This window comes from Leifsonia naganoensis, assembly GCF_013410615.1.
In the GTDB taxonomy this organism is placed as follows: domain Bacteria; phylum Actinomycetota; class Actinomycetes; order Actinomycetales; family Microbacteriaceae; genus Leifsonia; species Leifsonia aquatica.
Genome location: NZ_JACCHJ010000001.1, coordinates 2,908,946 through 2,927,352, shown reverse-complemented (window position 1 = coordinate 2,927,352; position 18,407 = coordinate 2,908,946). Strand labels below are relative to the sequence as shown.

Sequence of the window (18,407 nt, the reverse complement as noted above, 5' to 3'; positions counted from 1 at the left end):
TTCATTGGGATTCAGGGTGATGCGGTGGTGCGAGGGATGGAGCCGTTGATCACTGCTTGACGCTGCCGGCGGCGAGGCCCGACTGCCAGAAGCGCTGCAGGAAGAGGAACGCGACGACGATCGGGACGATCGTCAGGAGCGATCCGGTGATGACCAGGTTGTAGATCGGTTGTGCCGCGACCCCGGTCGCCTGCGCGCTCCACTGGCTGAGGCCGACCGTGAGGGGGTACCAGGTCGGATCGCTCAGCATGATGAGCGGCAGGAAGTAGTTGTTCCAGGTCGCCACGATCGCGAACAGGGCGACGGTGACGACGCCCGGTGCGAGCAGTCGCAGCGAGATGGTGAAGAACGTGCGGAACTCGCTCGCCCCGTCCATCCGGGCGGCCTCGAGCAGCTCGGTCGGGATGGCCTCGGTGGCGTACGTCCAGATCAGGTACAGACCGAAAGGGCTGATGAGCGAGGGCAGGATGATCGCCCACGGCGTGTTCGTCAGGCCGACCTGGCTGAACATGAGGAAGGTCGGCACCGCGAGCGCCGTGCCCGGGACCGCGATGGCGCCGAGCACGATCGCGAACACCGCGCGCTTGCCCGGGAAGTTGAACTTCGCCAGCCCGTAGCCCGCGACGGTGGCGAGCAGGGTCGCTCCACCGGCGCCGACGACCACGTAGAGCAGGGTGTTGCCGAGCCACTTGAGGAAGATGCCGTCGCGGTAGGTCAGCGTGTCCGCGATGTTCTGGAAGAGATTGAAGTCCTTCCCGAACCAGAGACCGAACGACGAGAAGAGGTCCGGCTGGGTCTTCGTCGCGTTGACGATCAGCCACACGAGCGGCACGAGCGAGTAGACCGTGAAGAGCACCATCACGATGGTGAGCAGGATCGACCGGCGCGGGCGGCGGCCCTGCGTGAACGACTTCTCGGCTCGGCGCTCCGCCTTACGGGCGGCGGCGCGGTCGGAGCGGGTGGGGGCGACGTCGGTGAGCGTGGCCATCAGTTGACCTCCTTGCGGGAGCCGCGGAGCTGGACCACGTACGCGATCACCGCGGTGACCACTCCCATCACGATCGCGACCGTGGCCGCGTAGTTGAACTGCTGCCCGGCGAAGGACAGGTTGTAGGCGTACATGTTCGGGGTGAAGTAGCTGCTGATCGCGTTGGGGGCGATCTGCTTGAGCAGGTTCGGCTCGTTGAAGAGCTGGAAGCTGCCGATGATCGAGAAGATCGTGGCGATCACGATCGCGCCGCGGACCGCGGGGATCTTGATGCTGAAAACCTGGCGGAACGCGCCGGCGCCATCGATCTCCGCGGCTTCGTACAGCTCGCCGGGGATGACGCGGAGCGCCGCGTAGAAGATGAGCATGTTGTAGCCCATGAACTCCCAGGTGACGATGTTGCCGATCGAGCCGAGGATCCACGATCCGCTGAGCGGCGCGAGGCTCGTGCCGAACAGCTGGTTGACGCTCGCGGTGAGGCCGAACTGGTCGCCGTAGATGAAGCCCCAGATCAGGGCCGCCACGACGCCGGGGACCGCATACGGGAGGAACAGCGCGATGCGGAAGAAGCCGGAGCCGTGCAGACGCGCGCTGTCGAGGGCGAGCGCCGCGATCAGGGAGATCGCGAGCATGATCGGCACCTGGATGACCAGGAAGATCGACACCCGGCCGAGCGACTCCCAGAACTTCTCGTCCTGAAACACGGCGATGTAGTTGCTGAGGCCCACGAAGGCGTTGCCGCCGATGAGCTGCTGCCGGAACAGGCTGAGGTAGATGGCGTAGAGCACCGGCGCGATGATCATCGCGGCGAACACGACCATGAACGGAGCGACGAAGGCCCAACCGCGCCAGTCGCGACGGGCGCGGCGCTTGCGGGGCTTCGGAGAGACGGCCTGCCGGCTGGCCGGCGGCGTGAGGGACGTCGTTGTCATGGCCTTCCTTGGATGGTTCGGGGGCAACACGGTGATGTTTACGTCAACATCTGCTGGCATACCCTAACATGTTGACGTCAACATCGCGCAAGTCCGGTGTGCATATCCACGCAGAATGCGCGGAGTTCAGCAGAATGGGGAGCTATGACCGAGTCGATCGCCGAGCCCGCGCCCGGCACAGCGCCGCGCGGCCGGCGCAAGCGGGGCCCCTCCCTCGGCGACGTGGCCGCACATGCCGGCGTCTCGACCCAGACCGTGTCGCGTGTGGCCAACGGCCTCACCAACGTGGAGGCCGCCACCCGCGAGCGCGTGCTCGCCTCCATGCACGCGCTCGGCTACCGCCCCAATCACGCGGCGCGCGCCCTCCGCTCCGGCCGCTTCCGCAATCTCGGCGTCGTGATGTTCACCCTCTCGTCGTACGGCAACATGCGCACGCTCGACGCGATCGCCGTCAACGCGGCCACCGCCGGCTACTCGATCACCGTCGTGCCCGTCGAGCGGCCCACGCAGAAGGACGTCAGCATCGCCTTCTCGCGCCTGCTGGAGCAGGCCGTGGACGGCATCATCATCGTCATCGAGGCGCACATCGTCGACGGCGCCGACGTCGAGCTGCCCGAGGGCCTCTCGGTGGTCGTCATCGACTCCACCCAGCGCCCCGACTACCCCCAGGTCGACAACGACCAGGCGCTCGGTGCGCGCCTCGCCACCGAGCACCTCCTGTCGCTGGGCCACGAGACCGTGTGGCACATCTCCGGTCCCACCGAGTCGTACTCCGCGGGGCGGCGCGAAGAGGCCTGGCGCGAGACCCTGGAGGCCGCGGGCGCGCCCGTGCCGGAGGTCCTGCACGGTGACTGGTCGACGGCAACCGGCTACGAGCACGGTCTCGCGATCGCCGAGCGTCCCGAGATCACCGCGGTCTTCGCCGCCAACGACCGCATGGCGCTGGGCGTGCTGCGCGCACTCCACGAGGCCGGCCGACGCGTCCCGGACGACGTGAGCGTCGTCGGCTTCGACGACATGGCCGAGTCCGACTCGTTCTGGCCGCCGCTGACGACCATCCACCAGGAGTTCGAGGCCACCGGACGCCGCGCGGTCGAGCTGCTCATCGCCGAGATCGAGGGCCGGCCCGAGCCGGTCACCTCCACCGTCGTCCCGACCCGCCTGGTCGTGCGCGGCAGCACGGGCCCCGCCCCGCGCTAGCCCTCGCCGCTTCTCGCGAGACGTGAGTAGACACGGGTGCGGAGGTCGCATCACCCGCAACTACTCACGTCTCGCGGACCGCATCCGTGGCTATACTGCGAGAGTCCGGCGGGCCGCTCCCGCCGATGCTCGAAAAATGGGCACGAGGCGCGCGCGGGGATGCGCGCGCGAGACACATACGGAAGCTCACCATCCGTCCTGTCTCGAAAGGCTCCGCCATGCCCTCCGTCTCCGCACACGTCGCCGCCACCCTCGCCGCCCACGTCCAGCATGTCTTCGGGGTGATGGGCAACGGCAACGCCTACGTCCTCGACGCACTGGAGCGCCAGGGCGCCGTCCCGTACACGCCGATGCGGCACGAGGGAGGCGCGGTGGTCGCCGCCGACGCGTTCCACCGAGCGTCGGGCGGCCTCGCCACGGCGACCGCCACCTACGGCGCGGGCTTCACGAACACGCTGACCGCCCTGGCCGAGGCCGTTCAGGCGCGCATCCCGCTCATCCTGCTGGTCGGCGATGAGCCCACCTCGGGCCCGCGGCCGTGGGGCGTCGACCAGATCGCCCTCGCGTCCGCCGTCGGCGCCCGCACGTACACCGTGGGCCGCGCGGATGCCGCGGCGACCACGATGATCGCGGTCGAGCACGCGCTCACCTATCGCGTGCCGACGGTCCTGGCGATCCCTTACGACATCGCGACGCGGGAGGCGGGGCCGATCCCGGCCGCACCGCAGCCCGTGCTGCCCGCGCCCCTCGCGCCGACGGGACCCTTCGCCGCCGGTGCGGTGACGGCGGCGGCCGAGGCCCTCGCGCACGCGGAGCGTCCGCTCCTCTTGGCGGGCCGCGGCGCCTGGATCGCCGGGGCGGGCGAGGCGCTCGGCGCATTGGCCGACGCGACCGGTGCGATCACCGCCACGACCGCGCTGGGCCGCGGCGTCTTCCCCGACGACCGCTACGACCTGGGCGTGAGCGGTGGATTCGGCGCGGAGGCCGCGATGGAGCTCATCCGGGAGGCCGACGTCGCCCTCGTCTTCGGAGCCTCCCTCAACCAGTTCACGATGCGGTTCGGCGGACTGTTCGCGCCCGGAACGCGCATCATCCAGGTGGATGTCGCCGCCGCCGCGACGCACCCCTACGTCGGCAGCTACCTGCGCGGCGACGCGCGGGTGGTGGCGGAGGCGCTGGTCGCCGAACTGGGCGAGCGCGATGGCCGCCCGTCGGGCTGGCGCGAGTCGGTCGACGTCACTGCCCTGCGTGCGCACGAGCTGGGCCGGGCCGATGGTCTCGCCGACGACGGCCTGCTCGACCCGCGCGCCGCCGCCGCGCGCATCGGCGAGCTGCTGCCGGAGGACCGCGTCGTCGTCTCCGACGGCGGACACTTCATCGGCTGGGCGAACATGTACTGGCCCGTCGCCTCCCCGGACCGGATGATGATGGTCGGCACGGCGTACCAGTCGATCGGTCTCGGGTTCCCGAGCGTCCCGGGCGCCGCGGTCGCGCATCCCGAGTCCACCGTCGTGCTGAGTACGGGCGACGGAGGCGGTCTGATGGCCCTCGCCGACCTGGAGTCCGCCGTACGCGTCGCGGGAGGCCACGGCCTGGCCGTCGTCTGGAACGACGCCGCCTACGGCGCCGAGGTGCACGTCTACGGCCGGAAGGGCCTCGCACAGGCGCCCATGCTCATCCCGACGGTCGACTTCTCGGGGCTCGCCCGCGCCGTCGGCGCCGAGGCCGCGATCATCCGCACGCTCGATGACCTCGCGGTGCTCGCCGAGTGGGCCGCACGCCCGGCGGACGAGCGCCCGTTCCTGCTCCTCGACCTGCGCATCTCCCCCACCGTCGTGGCGCCGTACCAGCAGGAGATCTACCGCGTGAACAGCTAGCCCCACCGTCGAGGTTCACGAAAGGGCGCCCATTCCGTGCGGAATAGGCGCCCTTTCGTGAACTTCGCGTGCGGAGGCGGGTGTCAGCCGCGGGCGCCGTAGATGGGCGAGCGCGCCTGCTCGGCCTCGTTGTCCGGCCCGAGCGGGATGCCGGTGCGGTCGCGCAGCAGCAGCGTCGCGATCAGTCCGATCACCGTCATGCCAGCCAGATAGAGCGTCACGGCGAACGTCGATCCGGTCGCCTGCACCAGGGCCGTCGCGATCGTCGGCGCGAAGGCCCCGCCCAGGATGGCGCCGATCGCGTACGAGATCGACACCCCCGAGAAGCGCACCGACGCCGGGAAGAGCTCCGCGTAGTAGGCCGCCTGCGGTCCGTAGGTGAAGCCGAGCCCGATCGTCAGCACGGCGATGCCCAGGAAGAGCAGCCACACGCTGCCGGTGTTCACCAGCGGGAAGAGGGAGAAGACGCCGACGAGTTGGAGGATCCAGCCCGCGATGTAGGTCGTGCGGCGCCCGATGCGGTCGCTCAGCCGGCCCGCGTACCAGGTGGAGAGCAGCCAGGTGACCGCCGACGCGGCGACCGCCCAGAGCACGGGGCCGCGGTCGAGCGCGATCGGCCCGTCCGGGTTCGTCGCGTAGTTCTGGATGTAGCCGCCGGTCGTCATGTAGCCCACGGCGTTGTTGCCGGCGAAGATCAGCGCGGCGATCACCACGAGCAGCGCGTGCTTGCGGAACAACTGCACGATCGGGGTGCGGGTCTGCTCCTTGCGCTGGGCGATCTCGAGGAAGACCGGGCTCTCCTCCACCCGGCGGCGTACGTAGTAGCCGATCAGGATGAGGACGATCGACAGCAGGAACGGCACGCGCCAGCCCCACGCGAGGAAGGCGTCGCCCGGTGCGATCACGGCCATGAGCGCCATCGTGCCCGACGCGAGCAGGAGGCCGAGCGGCACGCCGATCTGCGGCGACGCTCCGAAGAGGCCGCGGCGCGCGGTCGGCGCGTGCTCGACGGCCATCAGCACCGCCCCTCCCCACTCGCCGCCGGCCGAGATGCCCTGCACGATGCGCAGGAGCACGAGCAGGATCGGAGCCGCGATGCCGATGGCGGCGTACGTCGGCAGGAGGCCGACGAGCGCGGTCGCGGCGCCCATGAGGATGAGCGTGATCATCAGCACGAATCGGCGCCCGTACTTGTCGCCCAGGTGCCCGGCGATGAAGGCGCCGAGCGGGCGGAACAGGAAGCTGACGCCCACGGTGAGGAACGACAGGATGGTCGCGAACTGCGGTCCTGCCGGCTCGAAGAAGAGCTGGCCGAAGACCAGCGCGGCGGCCGACGCGTAGATGAAGAAGTCGTACCACTCGACCGTAGTGCCCACCACGGTGGCGAAGACGACCCTCCGGCGATCCGTCCGGGCGGCGAAGCTCCCGGTCGGCGTGAACGCGGCGGGCGGGGGCGGGGATGGCTGCGACGTGCTCATGCGGGGTTCTCCTTCGATCGACGTCGTCGTCTGTCGAGTGGATGGGCTGCATCCGTCTCGATCGTATATTATATGATTTCGGATATGAACCCTACGGCGAGACCGAGGGCAGGGTCCGCGCGATCTCGTTCTGCAACCACGGGGCCATGAGTGCGAGCCCTTCCGGCGTGAAGTGGGCGCCGTCCGAATAGAGCTGAGCGCCGTCCGGCGTGGTCGTCCGGCACGTCCCGCCCGGGCAGACAGCGGCGTGCAGATCGAGGCGGACGACATTCGGATGGGCCGCGATGACCGCGTCCTCGATCGCGGTCTTGCAGCCGAGCCGCTTGCTCGTGAGCGACACCGTCCAATCACGGGGCCGGTCGTTCGAGAGCAGGATCAGCGGGGGCCGCTCCTGCTCGGCTCCGATGGCGACGAGCAGCTCGAGCTGCGACCGATAGCGCGTCGCCCACACGTCCGTGCACGGGCCGATCCAGGAGTCTTCGAAGAGCTGGTCGTCCGCGTCCCAGAGGTTGTGCAGGATGATCGCCTCGGGCGCGCTTCCGTTCTGGGCCGAGCGCAGCTTGTCCTTCCACGGCCAGCAGAGCCGTTGCGACTCGGTGATGAACCCACTGTCTGCGCGGGCCCGTGTGGCGTCGAAGATCCCGCAGCCGCCGTACGTGACGTTGACGGGCGTCAGGTCGGCCGTGCGGTGCTCCGCGAGCGAGGCGTACATGTTTCCCGCCACCGAGTCACCGACGACAGCGACGGTGAGGGGCCCGCCGTTCGGGGCCGTCGGGAACGGGAGGGGATCGCTGACGGCGAAGGCACCGTCGGTGTTCTGCACACCCGGCGCGGGCGCGGCACGAGGGGCGTTCGCCCGCTGGACGGGAAGACCCCAGGCGAGGCCGGCGACGAGTCCCGCACCGAGGAGGATGGCGATGGTCGCCCCGACCGGCTTCCACGCGCGGGTGCGCAGCGGTTCGGCGACGAGGTAGTGCAGGCAGGCGGCGGCGAGCCAGGTCGCGATTCCGCCGATCGCAAAGAGGGCAAGAGGGTGCAGATCGGGGCCGAAATTCTTCTGCACCAGCCAGAAGACGGGCAGGTGGAGCAGGAACATCGAGTACGACAGCATCCCGACGACACGGAACGGCTTCCAGGAGAACGGCCGGACGAGCGCGTTCTCCGGAAAGCAGAGCGTCGCAGTGAAGACGGCGATCGCCACTGCGACGAGAGCGAATCCGCCCAGGTACAGCCAGTCCTCGTGGTATCCGATCGTGGCGATGCTCACGGCGACCACGGCGGTGAGCGTCGCTGCGCTGAGCGCCGTCACCCCGGCACGGGCGAGCGGGCCGGGGGCGACCTGTGGAAGGCGTGACCGCCGCCGCAGGATCAGGAACACGACCGCGGCGGCCGCGCCGCCGGCGACGAACGCCACGATGCGCGAATCGGTCCCGAGGTAGAGCCGATCGGAGTTGGTGCCGTCGTACTGCAGAGGAGCGATGAGCGCCGTGGCGACGAGGGCGACGGACAGCCAGATGGCGAGGCCGCCGGGTCGGCGGCGACACACGAACCACCCGAGGAGGACGACCACGGGCCAGACGAGGTAGAACTGCTCGGTCACCGACAGCGACCACATCTGTCCCAGGGGGACCATCTGACCGGTCTGGTCCCAGTAGGCGGCGTTCGCCCCGATCTGCTGCCAGTTGGCGACCTGCAGCAGAGACGCGACGGCGGTCCCGGCGGCGGAGGTGAGCTCGTCGAGCGTTCCCTCCGCCCAGACGAGGAGGAGAACGGCGGCGAGGGTGAGGAAGAGCGACGGCAGGAGCCGCCGAGCGCGTCGGGCGTAGAACCTCCCGATCTGGATGCGCCCGGTGCGCGTGGCCTCGCGGATCATCAGCAGAGTGATCAGGAAGCCGGACACCACGAAGAACGCGTCGACGCCGAAGAGCCCACGGGTCGACCATCCGCAGTGGTAGAGCAGGACGGAGATGATCGCGACGCCTCGCATGCCGTCGACGGCGTCGAATCTCGTCGCAGGGGCGCTGGTTCGGTCGCGCGGCCGCGCGGCCTCCCGGGCGCTCCGTCGCGATTCGATCGGCGCCGCGTTGCGTCCCGCGGCACGCTCCTGCTCGCGCAACTCGCGTCGCGTCAGTGGGGGGCCGGTCACAGGCATGGGGGGGTCTCCTCGGGTCGCCGGGTGGCCGCTCGCAGGTCACGCAGGTGGCCGTTCGGGCACGCGGATCGCGCGGGCCCGGAACCCTGAGCCCTCATTTTTAGCAAGGCGGTGCGCGCCGTCTGCGTGTGAGGACCGTGCACCTCCGCACGCGCGGCGAGCGATTGCGTAGGGACGGTCGCGATTCACCGCAGTCCGGCGGGCGGCAACGGTAGCTCCGGTTCGCACTAGGATCGCCTCGATGACGACCGACGAACGAACGCAGAGCAAATCGCGGGCCGCATACGACTGGGTCAAGGCGAGGATCGCCCGGCGCGAGTACACCCCCGGCTACCGGCTGGTGCTCGGCTCGATCGCGGCCGAGCTCGACATGAGCGTCGTCCCGGTCCGGGAGGCGCTGCGGCAGCTCGAGGCGGAAGGGCTCGTCACCTTCGAGCGCAACGTCGGCGCCCGCGTCGCGATGGTCGACGAGTCGCAATACGCGTTCAGCATGCAGGCCCTCGCCATCCTGGAAGGGTCGGCGACGGCGCTCGCCGCCCGCGCCCTCACCCCGGCCGACCTGAAGCGGGCGCGTGACATCAACGACCGGATGGTCGCGAGCCTCGACCACTTCGACCCCGGAGCGTTCACGGCACTCAACCACGAGTTCCATGCGACGCTCTACGGCCCGTGCCCGAACGCGCGGCTGCTGGATCTCGTGAACGCCGAGTGGGGACGCCTGGGCAACCTCCGCAACTCCACCTTCGCCTTCGTACCCGGCCGCGCCCAGGAGTCGGTGCGCGAGCACGAGGGCATCGTGGCCCTCATCGGGTCGGGCGCTCCGCTCGACGAGATCGAGTCCGCCGCTCGCCGCCATCGCTCGGCCACCCTCGACGCCTACCTCGAGCACGAGCACACCCCCGCCTGACCCGAGCCACCGCGAGGCGGCACGAAGTGCACGCGATTCCGCCGAGAGGGCGGACTATTCGCCGCCTCGGCGGGGCGGATCGTCCCACCCGGCCGCCTCGCGCACACGTCGGGCGACCTCCTGAGGCGCCGCCACGGTCGTGTCGACGACCACGTCGTCGAGCGCGGCGGCCTCCAGGATCCCGGCGAGCTCCCCCGCCCGAAGGAGGTGCCACTCGAGGCCCTCGGGATCGTCGGCATGGCGCGAGCGCAGCCGCCGCTCGACGACCGCCGGCTCGGCGACGAGCCGGCAGACGAGCATTCCATCGGCGGCCAGCGCCTCGACGTAGCGCGGCACCTCCGCCGGTTCCTCGATCACCCCGGCCAGGATGAACCGGCGCGCTCCCGCCTCTCGGTAGTTCGCGGCGAGCGCGAGGAGGTTGCGCAACTCCAGCTCGTGGTTGAAGACGTCGGCCCTGGGCGCGGGATGCAGGCGGCGCAGCTGATCGAGGTCGACGACCGCGTGCGGACCGCGTTCGAGCGCGCTGATCGCGTCCGCGACCGTCGACTTGCCGACGCCGACCGTCCCGTTGAGAAAGACGCAGTCCATCCCCACATTCTCGCTCGCGAGGCGGCGCGAGGTGCACGGAAACAGGTCGAGGCGGCGGATGATTCGCCGCCTCGGCGCGGCGGACGGCGGGCACTGACCATCCGCGGCGAGCCGCCGATAGTCGGCAGGGACGGCACCGGCCGTCCCGAGTGGAGGTTCCCCCGTGATCGACTTCCCCCGCACCGACTCCCGCGCCACCGACTCCCGCCCCGCCGACTCGCCGCGCCGCCGGCGCTCCGCCCTCGCGGCCGCCATCCTCACCGCCGTCCTCGTCGTCGGGGGTGCGGTCGCCTCCACCGCGGCGAGCGCCGCCTCCGATCGCGTGGACGTCACCTGGACCACCACCAACACCTGGACCACCGGGTTCCAGGCCTCCGTGGATGTCGCCAACGGCTCGACCACGAAGCTGGCGCCCTGGCAGGTGCGCTTCACCTTCCCGCACACGCTGGTGAGCATCTGGTCGGCGGTGCAGCAGCCGTCGGAGCCGGGCACGCTCACGGTCGGAGCCCCCTCCTGGGCCACGGCCCTGACGCCGGGCGCGAAGACGAACTTCGGGCTCACCGCGACGAAGGCGGGGACGGCGGCGATCGTGCCGGCGGGCTGCACCATCGTCGATCTGCCCGCAGGCGTGTCCGTGCCGTGCTCGGTGAACGGCGGCCCGGTGGGTGGAGGCGGCACGACCACGCAGACCGCCACCCCGACCCCCACCGCCACCGCGACGCCGACGCAGACCCCGACGCCCACACCGACCCCGACGGCCACGCAGACTCCGACTCCGACGCCCACCACAGGCGGCCTCCAGGTCACCTGGAGCACCACCTCCGAATGGACGGCCGGCTTCCAGTCGGCCGTCCGGGTGCGCAACACCTCGGGCACCGCCCTCAGTCCGTGGCAGCTCTCCTTCGACACCGCGGCGACCGTCGTGAGCCTGTGGGACGGAACGGCCGCGACCACCGCCGGCGGATTCTCCGTGACGGCGCCGTCGTACGCGAAGTCGCTCCCCGCGGGCGGCGAGATCACGTTCGGACTCACGTCCAATAAGGCGGCGGGCGCCGGTCTCGTCCCGACCGCCTGCCGCGTCGTCGGAGCGGACCTCCCGTGCACGATCAACGGCACGACGAGCACGCCCGAGCCCACACCCACCCCCACAGCCACGCCCACCCCGACGCCCACGCCCACGCCCACGCCGACCGTCCCTGCGCCGTCCGGGTCCCTCCTCGTCGCCCCGTACGTCGACCTGGGCCTCTGGCCGACGGCCGACCTCACGGCCTTCAGCCAGGCGAGCGGCGTCTCCGCGGTGACCGCCGCGTTCGTCGTGGCCGACCGCAGCAGCGCGTGCTCCCCTACCTGGGCCGGCTACACGGCGTACACGATCGGCGGCACTCAGGACTTCCAGTCGAACATCGCGGCCTTCCAGTCGGCCGGCGGTCGCGTCGTGGCCTCGTTCGGCGGAGCCGTGAACGACGAGCTCGCACGGGTCTGCACCGATCCGGCGAAGGTCCTCGCCGCGTACACGAAGGTCGTCACCCGCTTCGGCCTCGACCGCGTGGACTTCGACATCGAGGGCGCCGACGTCTCCGACGCCGCGGCGAATCAGCGGCGCGCGACGGCGGTGGCGGCGCTGCAGAAGCAGCGCGCGGCCGCCGGGCACCCGCTGCAGGTCACCCTCACGCTCCCGGTCATGCCGTACGGTCTCCTGGACAGCGGGCTGCGCACCATCCGCGAGTTCACCGCCGCCGGCGTCCAGCTCTCCGCCGTGAACCTCATGACGATGGACTACGGGACGGGCGTCACCGACATGGCGAAGGCCGCCATCGATGCCGCGACGACGACCGCCGCGCAGTTGAAGACGGTGAGCGCGTATTCCGCGCTCTCCGACGCGCAGCGCCGCGCCCTCGTCGCCGTGACGCCGATGATCGGCGTGAACGACACGGGCGAGGTCTTCACCCTCGCGAACGCCTCGACGGTCGCGGCGTATGCGAAGGCGAACGGCCTCGCGGCGCTCGGCTGGTGGGAGCTCACCCGTGACCAGCCGTGCACCGGCGGAATCCCGGCCTACATGTGCACCGGGATGTCGTCCGCGCGCTGGGCCTACTCGAAGGCGTTCGTCGCGGCTGCACGCTGATCGGCCCCGACGACGGCGGGACCGGTGCCCTGACCGGCGCCGGTCTCGCCGTTCAGCACCGCCCAGGTCCCGAACCCGACCAGGGCGATGGCGACGAGCGCCAGGATGACGGCGACCACGACGGTCGCACGCTTGTGACTCACGGACCCTCCCCCGGGTGGACAACGGTGTCCACCCTACGGGGAGAACGGTAGGTTTCCGGAATCGAGCGCCGATCCGATCAGACCGTCGCCGTGCGGCGAGCCCCGAGGATCGGTGCGAAGAAGCCCGCGAGCGCGTCGGTCGCCCCGAGCGGCAGCACGTGCGCGACGTACTGGTCGGGCCGCACCACGACGATCGCACCGCCGCGGTCGATGCCGCGCGCCTCGAAGACGTCGTCGGCGGGATCCGCGGCGTAGACCTTCTCCTGGTCGATCAGCCCGAAGGGGCCGACCCGGGGCCGGAACACAGACGGCACCGCCCCGAGATCGACCTCGGTGTGCGGCTGCTGGTAGACCACCTTCACGTCGAAGTGGGCATCGAGGTCGGCGCCCTCCGGTGTGGAGACCACGATCGGCGACGCGGGCGCGTGCTCCAGCCACTCGGCCAGGTCGGCGACCGCTGCCGACTCCCCCGGCGCGGCCGCGTCGGCGAACACGTAGATCCGCCAGCGGCCGTCCGCCTTCGCGTGGTGACCGAGGTGCACGGGGTTGCCGTCGCAGACCCGCGTCGCCATCGGGGATTTGAAGCGTTTGCCGAGCGGGAAGCCGGAGGCGAGGTCCTGGTTCGCGGGCTCTCCGACGAGGAGGCTCGGCGGGTACTGCGTCATGAATCCGGCCGGGAACTCGGCGGTGCGCACGTAGAAGTCCTCCAGCTCCGTCGGGTCGCCGAGCTCCTCGGGCTTCGCCGCCATCAGCGACGACCACTCGCGGTCGAAGTCGATGAGGTTCTGCGCGATCACCTGGCGCTCCGCCGAGTAGGTGGCGAGCAGGCTCTCGGGGCTCCGGCCGTCGAGCACGTGCCCGAGCTTCCAACCGAGGTTGAAGCCGTCCTGCATCGAGACGTTCATCCCCTGGCCGGCCTTGGCGCTGTGCGTGTGGCACGCGTCGCCGGCGATGAACACGCGCGGCGTCCGGGTGCCGAGCTCCTCGGCGATCACGTCGTCGAACCGGTCCGTCAGGCGGTGCCCGACCTCGTAGACGCTGTGCCAGGCGACGTTCTTCACGTCGAGCACGTACGGGTGCAGGATCTCGTTGGCCTTCGCGATGATCTGCTCGATCGTCGTCGCCCGCACCGCGCCGTTGTCGCCCTCCCTGACCTCACCGAGGTCCACGTACATCCGGAAGAGGTGTCCGCCCTCGCGCGGAATGAGGAGGATGTTGCCCGCCTCCGACTGGATCGAGCACTTGGTCCGGATGTCCGGGAAGTCGGTGACGGCCAGCACATCCATGACACCCCAGGCGTGGTTCGCCTGGTCGCCGGCAAGCGTGCAGCCGATGGCCTCCCGCACCTTGCTGCGCGCGCCGTCGGCCCCGAGCACGTACTTCGCCCGGACGACCCGCTCCTCCCCCGCCCGCTCGCCCGCCGTGCGCACGAGCCGCACGCTCACGGGGTGCTCGGCGTCATCGTCGACGGTCAGCCCGGCGAATTCGTAGCCGTAGTCGGGGCGCATCCGGGCGGGAGCGTTCGCCATGTACTCGGCGAAGTAGTCGAGCACGCGCGCCTGGTTGACGATGAGGTGGGGCCACTCGCTGACGCCGGTGGGGTCGTCCACGGCGCGGGCGGCGCGGTGGATGCGCGACGGATCCGCCGGGTCCGGCTTCCAGAACGCCATCTCGGTGATCCGGTACGCCTCCGAGATGATCCGCTCGGCGAAGCCGAAGGCGTCGAAGGTCTCGACGCTGCGCGCCTGGATGCCGTCGGCCTGCCCGATCGCGAGCCGGCCCGGGCGGCGCTCGACGATGCGGGTCGTCACCCCCGGGAACTGCGAGAGCTGCGCCGCGGTGATCATGCCGGCCGGGCCGGTGCCGACGATGAGCACGTCGACCTCGTCGGGCAGCTCGTCGGGACGGTCGATGCCGGTCCCGGCCGCGGGCTGCACACGTGGGTCTCCGGACACGTAACCGTGGTGGTGGAACTGCACGGGTTCTCCTCACTTCGCTGTGGGGTCTGTTCGATTATCGAACAACAAATTCTGATATCGCACACCGATCATAGGCATACGACAGCAGCGCGACAAGGGCGCGACGAAGAGAGGGAGAAAGGATACGACGGAATGGAGCCGGCTGCGGGACTCGAACCCGCGACCGCTCGCTTACAAGGCGAGTGCTCTACCAACTGAGCTAAGCCGGCGACGACGGCTGGCCCGTCGCGCACCATCCTAGAGGATGGCGTGAGGATCGTCCGGAGGCGTCAGCCGGCGGACGGGGTCGGCGTGGGCGTCGCGGTCGAGGAGTACTCGTCGCCCTGCGCCTGGAGGATGAACGCCTTGAAGTCGTCAGCGCTGGTGAGGGAGCCGGTGTATGGCTTGCCGTTCACGAGCACGAGCAGCGCGTTCGTCATCTTCTTCACGTCGGAGTTCGGGATGGGGCCGCTCAGCGCGCGATCGCTCGCCGTGGTCACCCAGGTCTTGAAGCGGCCGTCGTCGATGCAGGAGTCGATGTTCGAGATGCTTCCCGCCTTCGCCTCCGCGACGCGCTTCTTCAGCTGCTGGTCGCTCAGGCCGGGGCTGCCCTCCTTGGGCTGCTTCTCGAACAGCGACGCGTTGAACGCCCAGAACGCGGCGGGCGAGTAATTGGCCACGCAGGCGGCCGCGTTCGCGGCCCGGAGGGAGTATTTCGTCCCGGCCGAGTGGCTCGTGTAGATCGCGACGGGATGCATCTCGACCGTGACCGCGCCATCCTTCACCAGCGGCTCCAGCTCCGAGAGGTTGGTGCGCTGGAAGTCGCCGCACAGGTCGCAGAGGTAGTCGGCGTAGATGCGGATGTCGACGGCAGCACCGTTGGGGTCAGGCGTGCTGGCGACCGGCTTCGAGTCGGCGGCGAGGGCGGGGGTCGTCGCGACCTTGAGGCCCGCACCGACCACGACACCGTCGCTGGCCATGTTCTTCGGGCCCGGCACGGTCGGGCGGATGGCGCCGACGATGACGACGGCGACGATGGCGATCACGGCGAGCACGCCGATCGCGATACCGCCGCCGATCAGGGCCCTGTTGCGACGGTCCTTGCGCTGCTGGGACGTGCGGAGCTGGCGGGCTTTCTCCCGTGCGGCCGCGCGGACGTCGCCGCTCTCGTCGGGATCGGTCATGGGGGAATCACACTCTCGGGGTCGATCGGGGCTGCGCAGGGGGACGCAGCGGCATCGTCGTGCACGAGTCGCACGCAACCGGACGATCGTATTGCGCCAGTCTGGGAATAGACCAGACGGTTGCTGGACGCGTGTGGCACGGCGTCGGCGCCTCGACCCACCGGGCGGTCGTCGACACCCTCGCCGATGCCATATTATGGGGGATTGCGGCGCCGATGCCCAACGGACGTCGACGCCACGTTCATCCATCACAACGGATCGTCCGGCACGTACCTGCCGGTGAAGGAGAAAAGAAAGAAATGGCGACTGTCACTTATGACAAGGCGACCCGGCTCTACCCGGGTTCCAACCGTCCCGCCGTGGACGCGCTCGACCTCGACATCGCGGACGGCGAATTCCTCGTCCTCGTCGGCCCGTCGGGCTGCGGCAAGTCGACCTCCCTCCGCATGCTCGCGGGTCTGGAAGAGGTCAACGACGGCAACATCTTCATCGGCGAGCGCAACGTCACCGACGTGCCGCCGAAGGACCGCGACATCGCGATGGTGTTCCAGAACTACGCGCTGTACCCGCACATGACCGTCGCCGAGAACATGGGCTTCGCGCTCAAGATCGCCGGCGTCGGCAAGGAGGAGCGTGCACAGCGCGTCCTCGAGGCCGCCAAGCTGCTCGACCTGGAGCCGTACCTCGGCCGCAAGCCGAAGGCCCTCTCGGGTGGTCAGCGTCAGCGTGTCGCCATGGGCCGTGCGATCGTCCGCTCCCCCCAGGTGTTCCTCATGGACGAGCCGCTGTCGAACCTCGACGCCAAGCTCCGCGTCCAGACCCGTACGCAGATCGCGTCGCTGACGCGTCGCCTCGGCGTCACCACCGTCTACGTCACCCACGATCAGACCGAGGCGCTCACCATGGGTGACCGCATCGCGGTCCTCAAGGACGGCGTCCTGCAGCAGGTCGGCACCCCGCGCGACCTGTACGCGCAGCCGAAGAACGTCTTCGTCGCCGGCTTCATCGGCAGCCCGGCCATGAACCTCTTCACGGCCGATGTCACCGATGGCGGCATCAAGTTCGGCAACGCGGTCGTCCCGGTCGAGCGCGACATCCTCGCCGCCGCCGGCACCGCCGTGACCATCGGCGTGCGCCCGGAGGACGTCGTCGTGTCGTCCACCGAGGGCAGCGGCCTCAAGGTGACGGTCGACCTCGTCGAGGAGCTCGGCGCCGACGGCTACCTGTACGGCCACTCGGACGTCGACGGCAAGCGCACCGACATCGTCGGCCGCGTCGACGGCCGCGTGCACCCGAACGCCGGCGACACCGTCTTCATCACGCCGAAGCCGGGCCACGTGCACGCCTTCCACGCGGAGTCGGGCGAGCGCCTCGGCGGCGCCGTCGTCGACTGAGGTCGCGCGCACTAGGCTCCAACAGGAATCACACTCTGCCGCAGTCCGTTCCCGGGCTGCGGCAGAGTGCTTTCCCCCTCAGCACCGACACCGGAAGGCACGCTCATGCCCGGCTCCGTCAACATCACCGCCGCGACCGTCGACCCCGCACTGCTCGACCTCCCGTGGAACATCCCACTGGACCAGTGGTCGGCCGAGCACATCGCGCTTCTGCCGAAGGGCATCAGCCGGCACCTCGTGCGCTTCGCGAACCTCTCGGGCTACGTCATCGCCATCAAGGAGACGACGGCCGAGATGGCGCAGCGCGAGTACGACATGCTCCGCACCCTGCAGCGCCTCGACGTGCCCTGCGTCGACCCGGTGGCGGTCATCAAGAACCGCACCGACGACGACGGCAACGAGCTGAACGCCGCCCTCGTCACCCGCCACCTCAAGTTCTCGCTCCCCTACCGCGCGCTGTTCTCGCAGACGCTGCGCCCCGACACCGCCACGCGGCTCGTGGATGCGCTGGCCGTACTGCTCGTGCGCCTCCACATCGTCGGCTTCTTCTGGGGCGACGTGTCGCTCTCCAACACGCTCTTCCGCCGCGACGCCGGTTCGTTCGCCGCGTACCTCGTCGACGCCGAGACCGGCCAGCTGTACGACGGCCTCTCGAACGGCCAGCGCGAGAACGACCTCGAGATCGCCCGCGTCAACATCGCCGGCGAGCTGATGGACCTGGAGGCCGGCGGCCGCATCGACGAGGAGCTCGACCCGATCAGCGTCTCCAACGGCATCGTCGCGGCGTACCGCTCGCTCTGGAAGGAGCTGACCGGCAGCGAGTCGTTCTCGTCGTCCGAGCGCTGGCGCATCAGTCAGCGCGTCGAGCGCCTCAACGAGCTCGGCTTCGACATCGAGGAGCTCGCGATCAAGACCTCCGATGCCGGCACGACGGTTCGCATCCAGCCGAAGGTCGTCGACGCCGGGCACCACCAGCGCCGCCTGCTGCGCCTCACCGGTCTCGACACCGGCGAGAACCAGGCCCGCCGCCTCCTGAACGACCTCGACTCCTACTCCGCCACCCTGGGCAAGCAGGGACTCGACGAGGAGGCGATGGCGCACGAGTGGCTGCTGCGCGTCTTCGAGCCCGTGGTCCGCGCCATCCCGGCGGACCTGAAAGGCAAGCTGGAGCCGGCCGAGGTGTTCCACCAGCTGCTCGAGCACCGCTGGTTCATGTCGCAGCGGGAGGGCCGCGACGTGCCGCTCGCGGAGGCCCTCACGTCGTACATCAACGACGTGCTCCGCCACCGCCGCGACGAGGCCACCGTGATCGCGCCGCCGACGGACACCATGAGCATCCCGACCATCCGGCGCGCCGCCGGCCTCGATGACGACGAGGACGACGACGACTGGCGCTCGAAGGTCTGACCGGACCACGCGCATCTCCTCCGTTGCCCGCGCCCGCACCCGCGAGCGCTAACGGAGGAGATCCTGCGCGCACC

Annotated in this window: 14 protein-coding genes and 1 tRNA gene; 6 read left to right on the top strand and 9 right to left on the bottom strand. The window is 70.1% G+C overall.

The window, feature by feature from the left end; all coding sequences use genetic code 11:
- Positions 1–49: 49 nt before the first annotated feature.
- Together HNR14_RS14145 and HNR14_RS14140 are read right to left on the bottom strand one after the other, a co-directional pair.
- Positions 50–988, bottom strand: coding sequence for a carbohydrate ABC transporter permease (locus tag HNR14_RS14145; RefSeq protein WP_179701541.1), 939 nt, complete (start codon positions 986–988; stop codon positions 50–52).
- A complete protein-coding gene (locus HNR14_RS14140; RefSeq protein ID WP_039920940.1) occupies positions 988–1,920 on the bottom strand; it encodes a carbohydrate ABC transporter permease in 933 nt (310 codons plus the stop codon). Before HNR14_RS14140 ends, HNR14_RS14145 begins: the two co-directional genes overlap by 1 nt.
- 144 nt (positions 1,921–2,064) lie before the next feature.
- Here HNR14_RS14140 and HNR14_RS14135 point away from each other — a divergent pair, with 144 nt between their 5' ends.
- Together HNR14_RS14135 and HNR14_RS14130 are read left to right on the top strand one after the other, a co-directional pair.
- Positions 2,065–3,120, top strand: a complete 1,056-nt coding sequence (locus HNR14_RS14135) for a LacI family DNA-binding transcriptional regulator (protein ID WP_179701540.1) — start codon at positions 2,065–2,067, stop codon at positions 3,118–3,120.
- A gap of 218 nt (positions 3,121–3,338) precedes the next feature.
- Positions 3,339–4,997, top strand: a complete 1,659-nt coding sequence (locus HNR14_RS14130) for a thiamine pyrophosphate-binding protein (protein WP_179701539.1) — start codon at positions 3,339–3,341, stop codon at positions 4,995–4,997.
- 83 nt (positions 4,998–5,080) lie between these two features.
- On the opposite strand, the gene HNR14_RS14125 is transcribed toward HNR14_RS14130, so the two are convergent.
- Entirely contained in the window at positions 5,081–6,475 is a 1,395-nt protein-coding gene (locus HNR14_RS14125) for an MFS transporter (RefSeq protein ID WP_179701538.1), read from the bottom strand.
- Positions 6,476–6,566: 91 nt separating this feature from the next.
- Complete coding sequence (locus HNR14_RS14120; protein WP_179701537.1) at positions 6,567–8,627, bottom strand: acyltransferase family protein; 2,061 nt, start codon at positions 8,625–8,627, stop codon at positions 6,567–6,569.
- Between the two features lie 241 nt (positions 8,628–8,868).
- Here HNR14_RS14120 and HNR14_RS14115 point away from each other — a divergent pair, with 241 nt between their 5' ends.
- A complete protein-coding gene (locus HNR14_RS14115; RefSeq protein ID WP_179701536.1) occupies positions 8,869–9,534 on the top strand; it encodes a GntR family transcriptional regulator in 666 nt (221 codons plus the stop codon).
- Positions 9,535–9,588: 54 nt separating this feature from the next.
- On the opposite strand, the gene HNR14_RS14110 is transcribed toward HNR14_RS14115, so the two are convergent.
- Complete coding sequence (locus HNR14_RS14110; RefSeq protein ID WP_179701535.1) at positions 9,589–10,122, bottom strand: phosphotransferase-like protein; 534 nt, start codon at positions 10,120–10,122, stop codon at positions 9,589–9,591.
- 163 nt (positions 10,123–10,285) lie between these two features.
- On the opposite strand from HNR14_RS14110, the gene HNR14_RS21190 reads away from it, so the two are divergent.
- Positions 10,286–12,247 carry a cellulose binding domain-containing protein gene (locus HNR14_RS21190; protein ID WP_179701534.1) on the top strand — a complete coding sequence of 654 codons (1,962 nt, stop codon included), beginning with the start codon at positions 10,286–10,288 and terminating at the stop codon, positions 12,245–12,247.
- Here HNR14_RS21190 and HNR14_RS14100 read toward each other — a convergent pair.
- From HNR14_RS14100 to HNR14_RS14085, 4 genes are all read right to left on the bottom strand, one after another.
- On the bottom strand, positions 12,214–12,390 hold the full coding sequence (locus tag HNR14_RS14100; protein WP_021763187.1) for a hypothetical protein: 177 nt from the start codon (positions 12,388–12,390) through the stop codon (positions 12,214–12,216). The genes HNR14_RS21190 and HNR14_RS14100 overlap by 34 nt on opposite strands.
- Positions 12,391–12,467: 77 nt before the next feature.
- Entirely contained in the window at positions 12,468–14,369 is a 1,902-nt protein-coding gene (locus tag HNR14_RS14095; protein ID WP_179701533.1) for an FAD-dependent monooxygenase, read from the bottom strand.
- A gap of 133 nt (positions 14,370–14,502) precedes the next feature.
- Positions 14,503–14,578: transfer RNA gene (locus HNR14_RS14090), tRNA-Thr, on the bottom strand.
- 60 nt (positions 14,579–14,638) lie between these two features.
- Positions 14,639–15,532, bottom strand: a complete 894-nt coding sequence (locus HNR14_RS14085; protein WP_179701532.1) for a DsbA family protein — start codon at positions 15,530–15,532, stop codon at positions 14,639–14,641.
- A gap of 299 nt (positions 15,533–15,831) precedes the next feature.
- Between HNR14_RS14085 and HNR14_RS14080 the strand changes: the two genes are divergently transcribed.
- On the top strand, positions 15,832–16,926 hold the full coding sequence (locus HNR14_RS14080) for an ABC transporter ATP-binding protein (protein ID WP_021763190.1): 1,095 nt from the start codon (positions 15,832–15,834) through the stop codon (positions 16,924–16,926).
- 105 nt (positions 16,927–17,031) lie between these two features.
- Positions 17,032–18,333 (top strand): DUF4032 domain-containing protein, encoded by a 1,302-nt coding sequence (locus HNR14_RS14075; protein WP_179701531.1) that lies wholly within the window; start codon positions 17,032–17,034, stop codon positions 18,331–18,333.
- Positions 18,334–18,407: the final 74 nt, after the last annotated feature.

What these genes read in the sequence shown, in the direction of transcription:
- HNR14_RS14085 (WP_179701532.1), bottom strand. Translation starts at nt 15,532, where the DNA reads ATGACCGATCCCGACGAGAGCGGCGACGTCCGCGCGGCCGCACGGGAG.
- HNR14_RS14125 (WP_179701538.1), bottom strand. Translation starts at nt 6,475, where the DNA reads ATGAGCACGTCGCAGCCATCCCCGCCCCCGCCCGCCGCGTTCACGCCG.
- HNR14_RS14145 (WP_179701541.1), bottom strand. Translation starts at nt 988, where the DNA reads ATGGCCACGCTCACCGACGTCGCCCCCACCCGCTCCGACCGCGCCGCC.
- HNR14_RS14140 (WP_039920940.1), bottom strand. Translation starts at nt 1,920, where the DNA reads ATGACAACGACGTCCCTCACGCCGCCGGCCAGCCGGCAGGCCGTCTCT.
- HNR14_RS14130 (WP_179701539.1), top strand. Translation starts at nt 3,339, where the DNA reads ATGCCCTCCGTCTCCGCACACGTCGCCGCCACCCTCGCCGCCCACGTC.
- HNR14_RS14120 (WP_179701537.1), bottom strand. Translation starts at nt 8,627, where the DNA reads ATGCCTGTGACCGGCCCCCCACTGACGCGACGCGAGTTGCGCGAGCAG.
- HNR14_RS14110 (WP_179701535.1), bottom strand. Translation starts at nt 10,122, where the DNA reads ATGGACTGCGTCTTTCTCAACGGGACGGTCGGCGTCGGCAAGTCGACG.
- HNR14_RS14135 (WP_179701540.1), top strand. Translation starts at nt 2,065, where the DNA reads ATGACCGAGTCGATCGCCGAGCCCGCGCCCGGCACAGCGCCGCGCGGC.
- HNR14_RS14080 (WP_021763190.1), top strand. Translation starts at nt 15,832, where the DNA reads ATGGCGACTGTCACTTATGACAAGGCGACCCGGCTCTACCCGGGTTCC.
- HNR14_RS14115 (WP_179701536.1), top strand. Translation starts at nt 8,869, where the DNA reads ATGACGACCGACGAACGAACGCAGAGCAAATCGCGGGCCGCATACGAC.
- HNR14_RS14075 (WP_179701531.1), top strand. Translation starts at nt 17,032, where the DNA reads ATGCCCGGCTCCGTCAACATCACCGCCGCGACCGTCGACCCCGCACTG.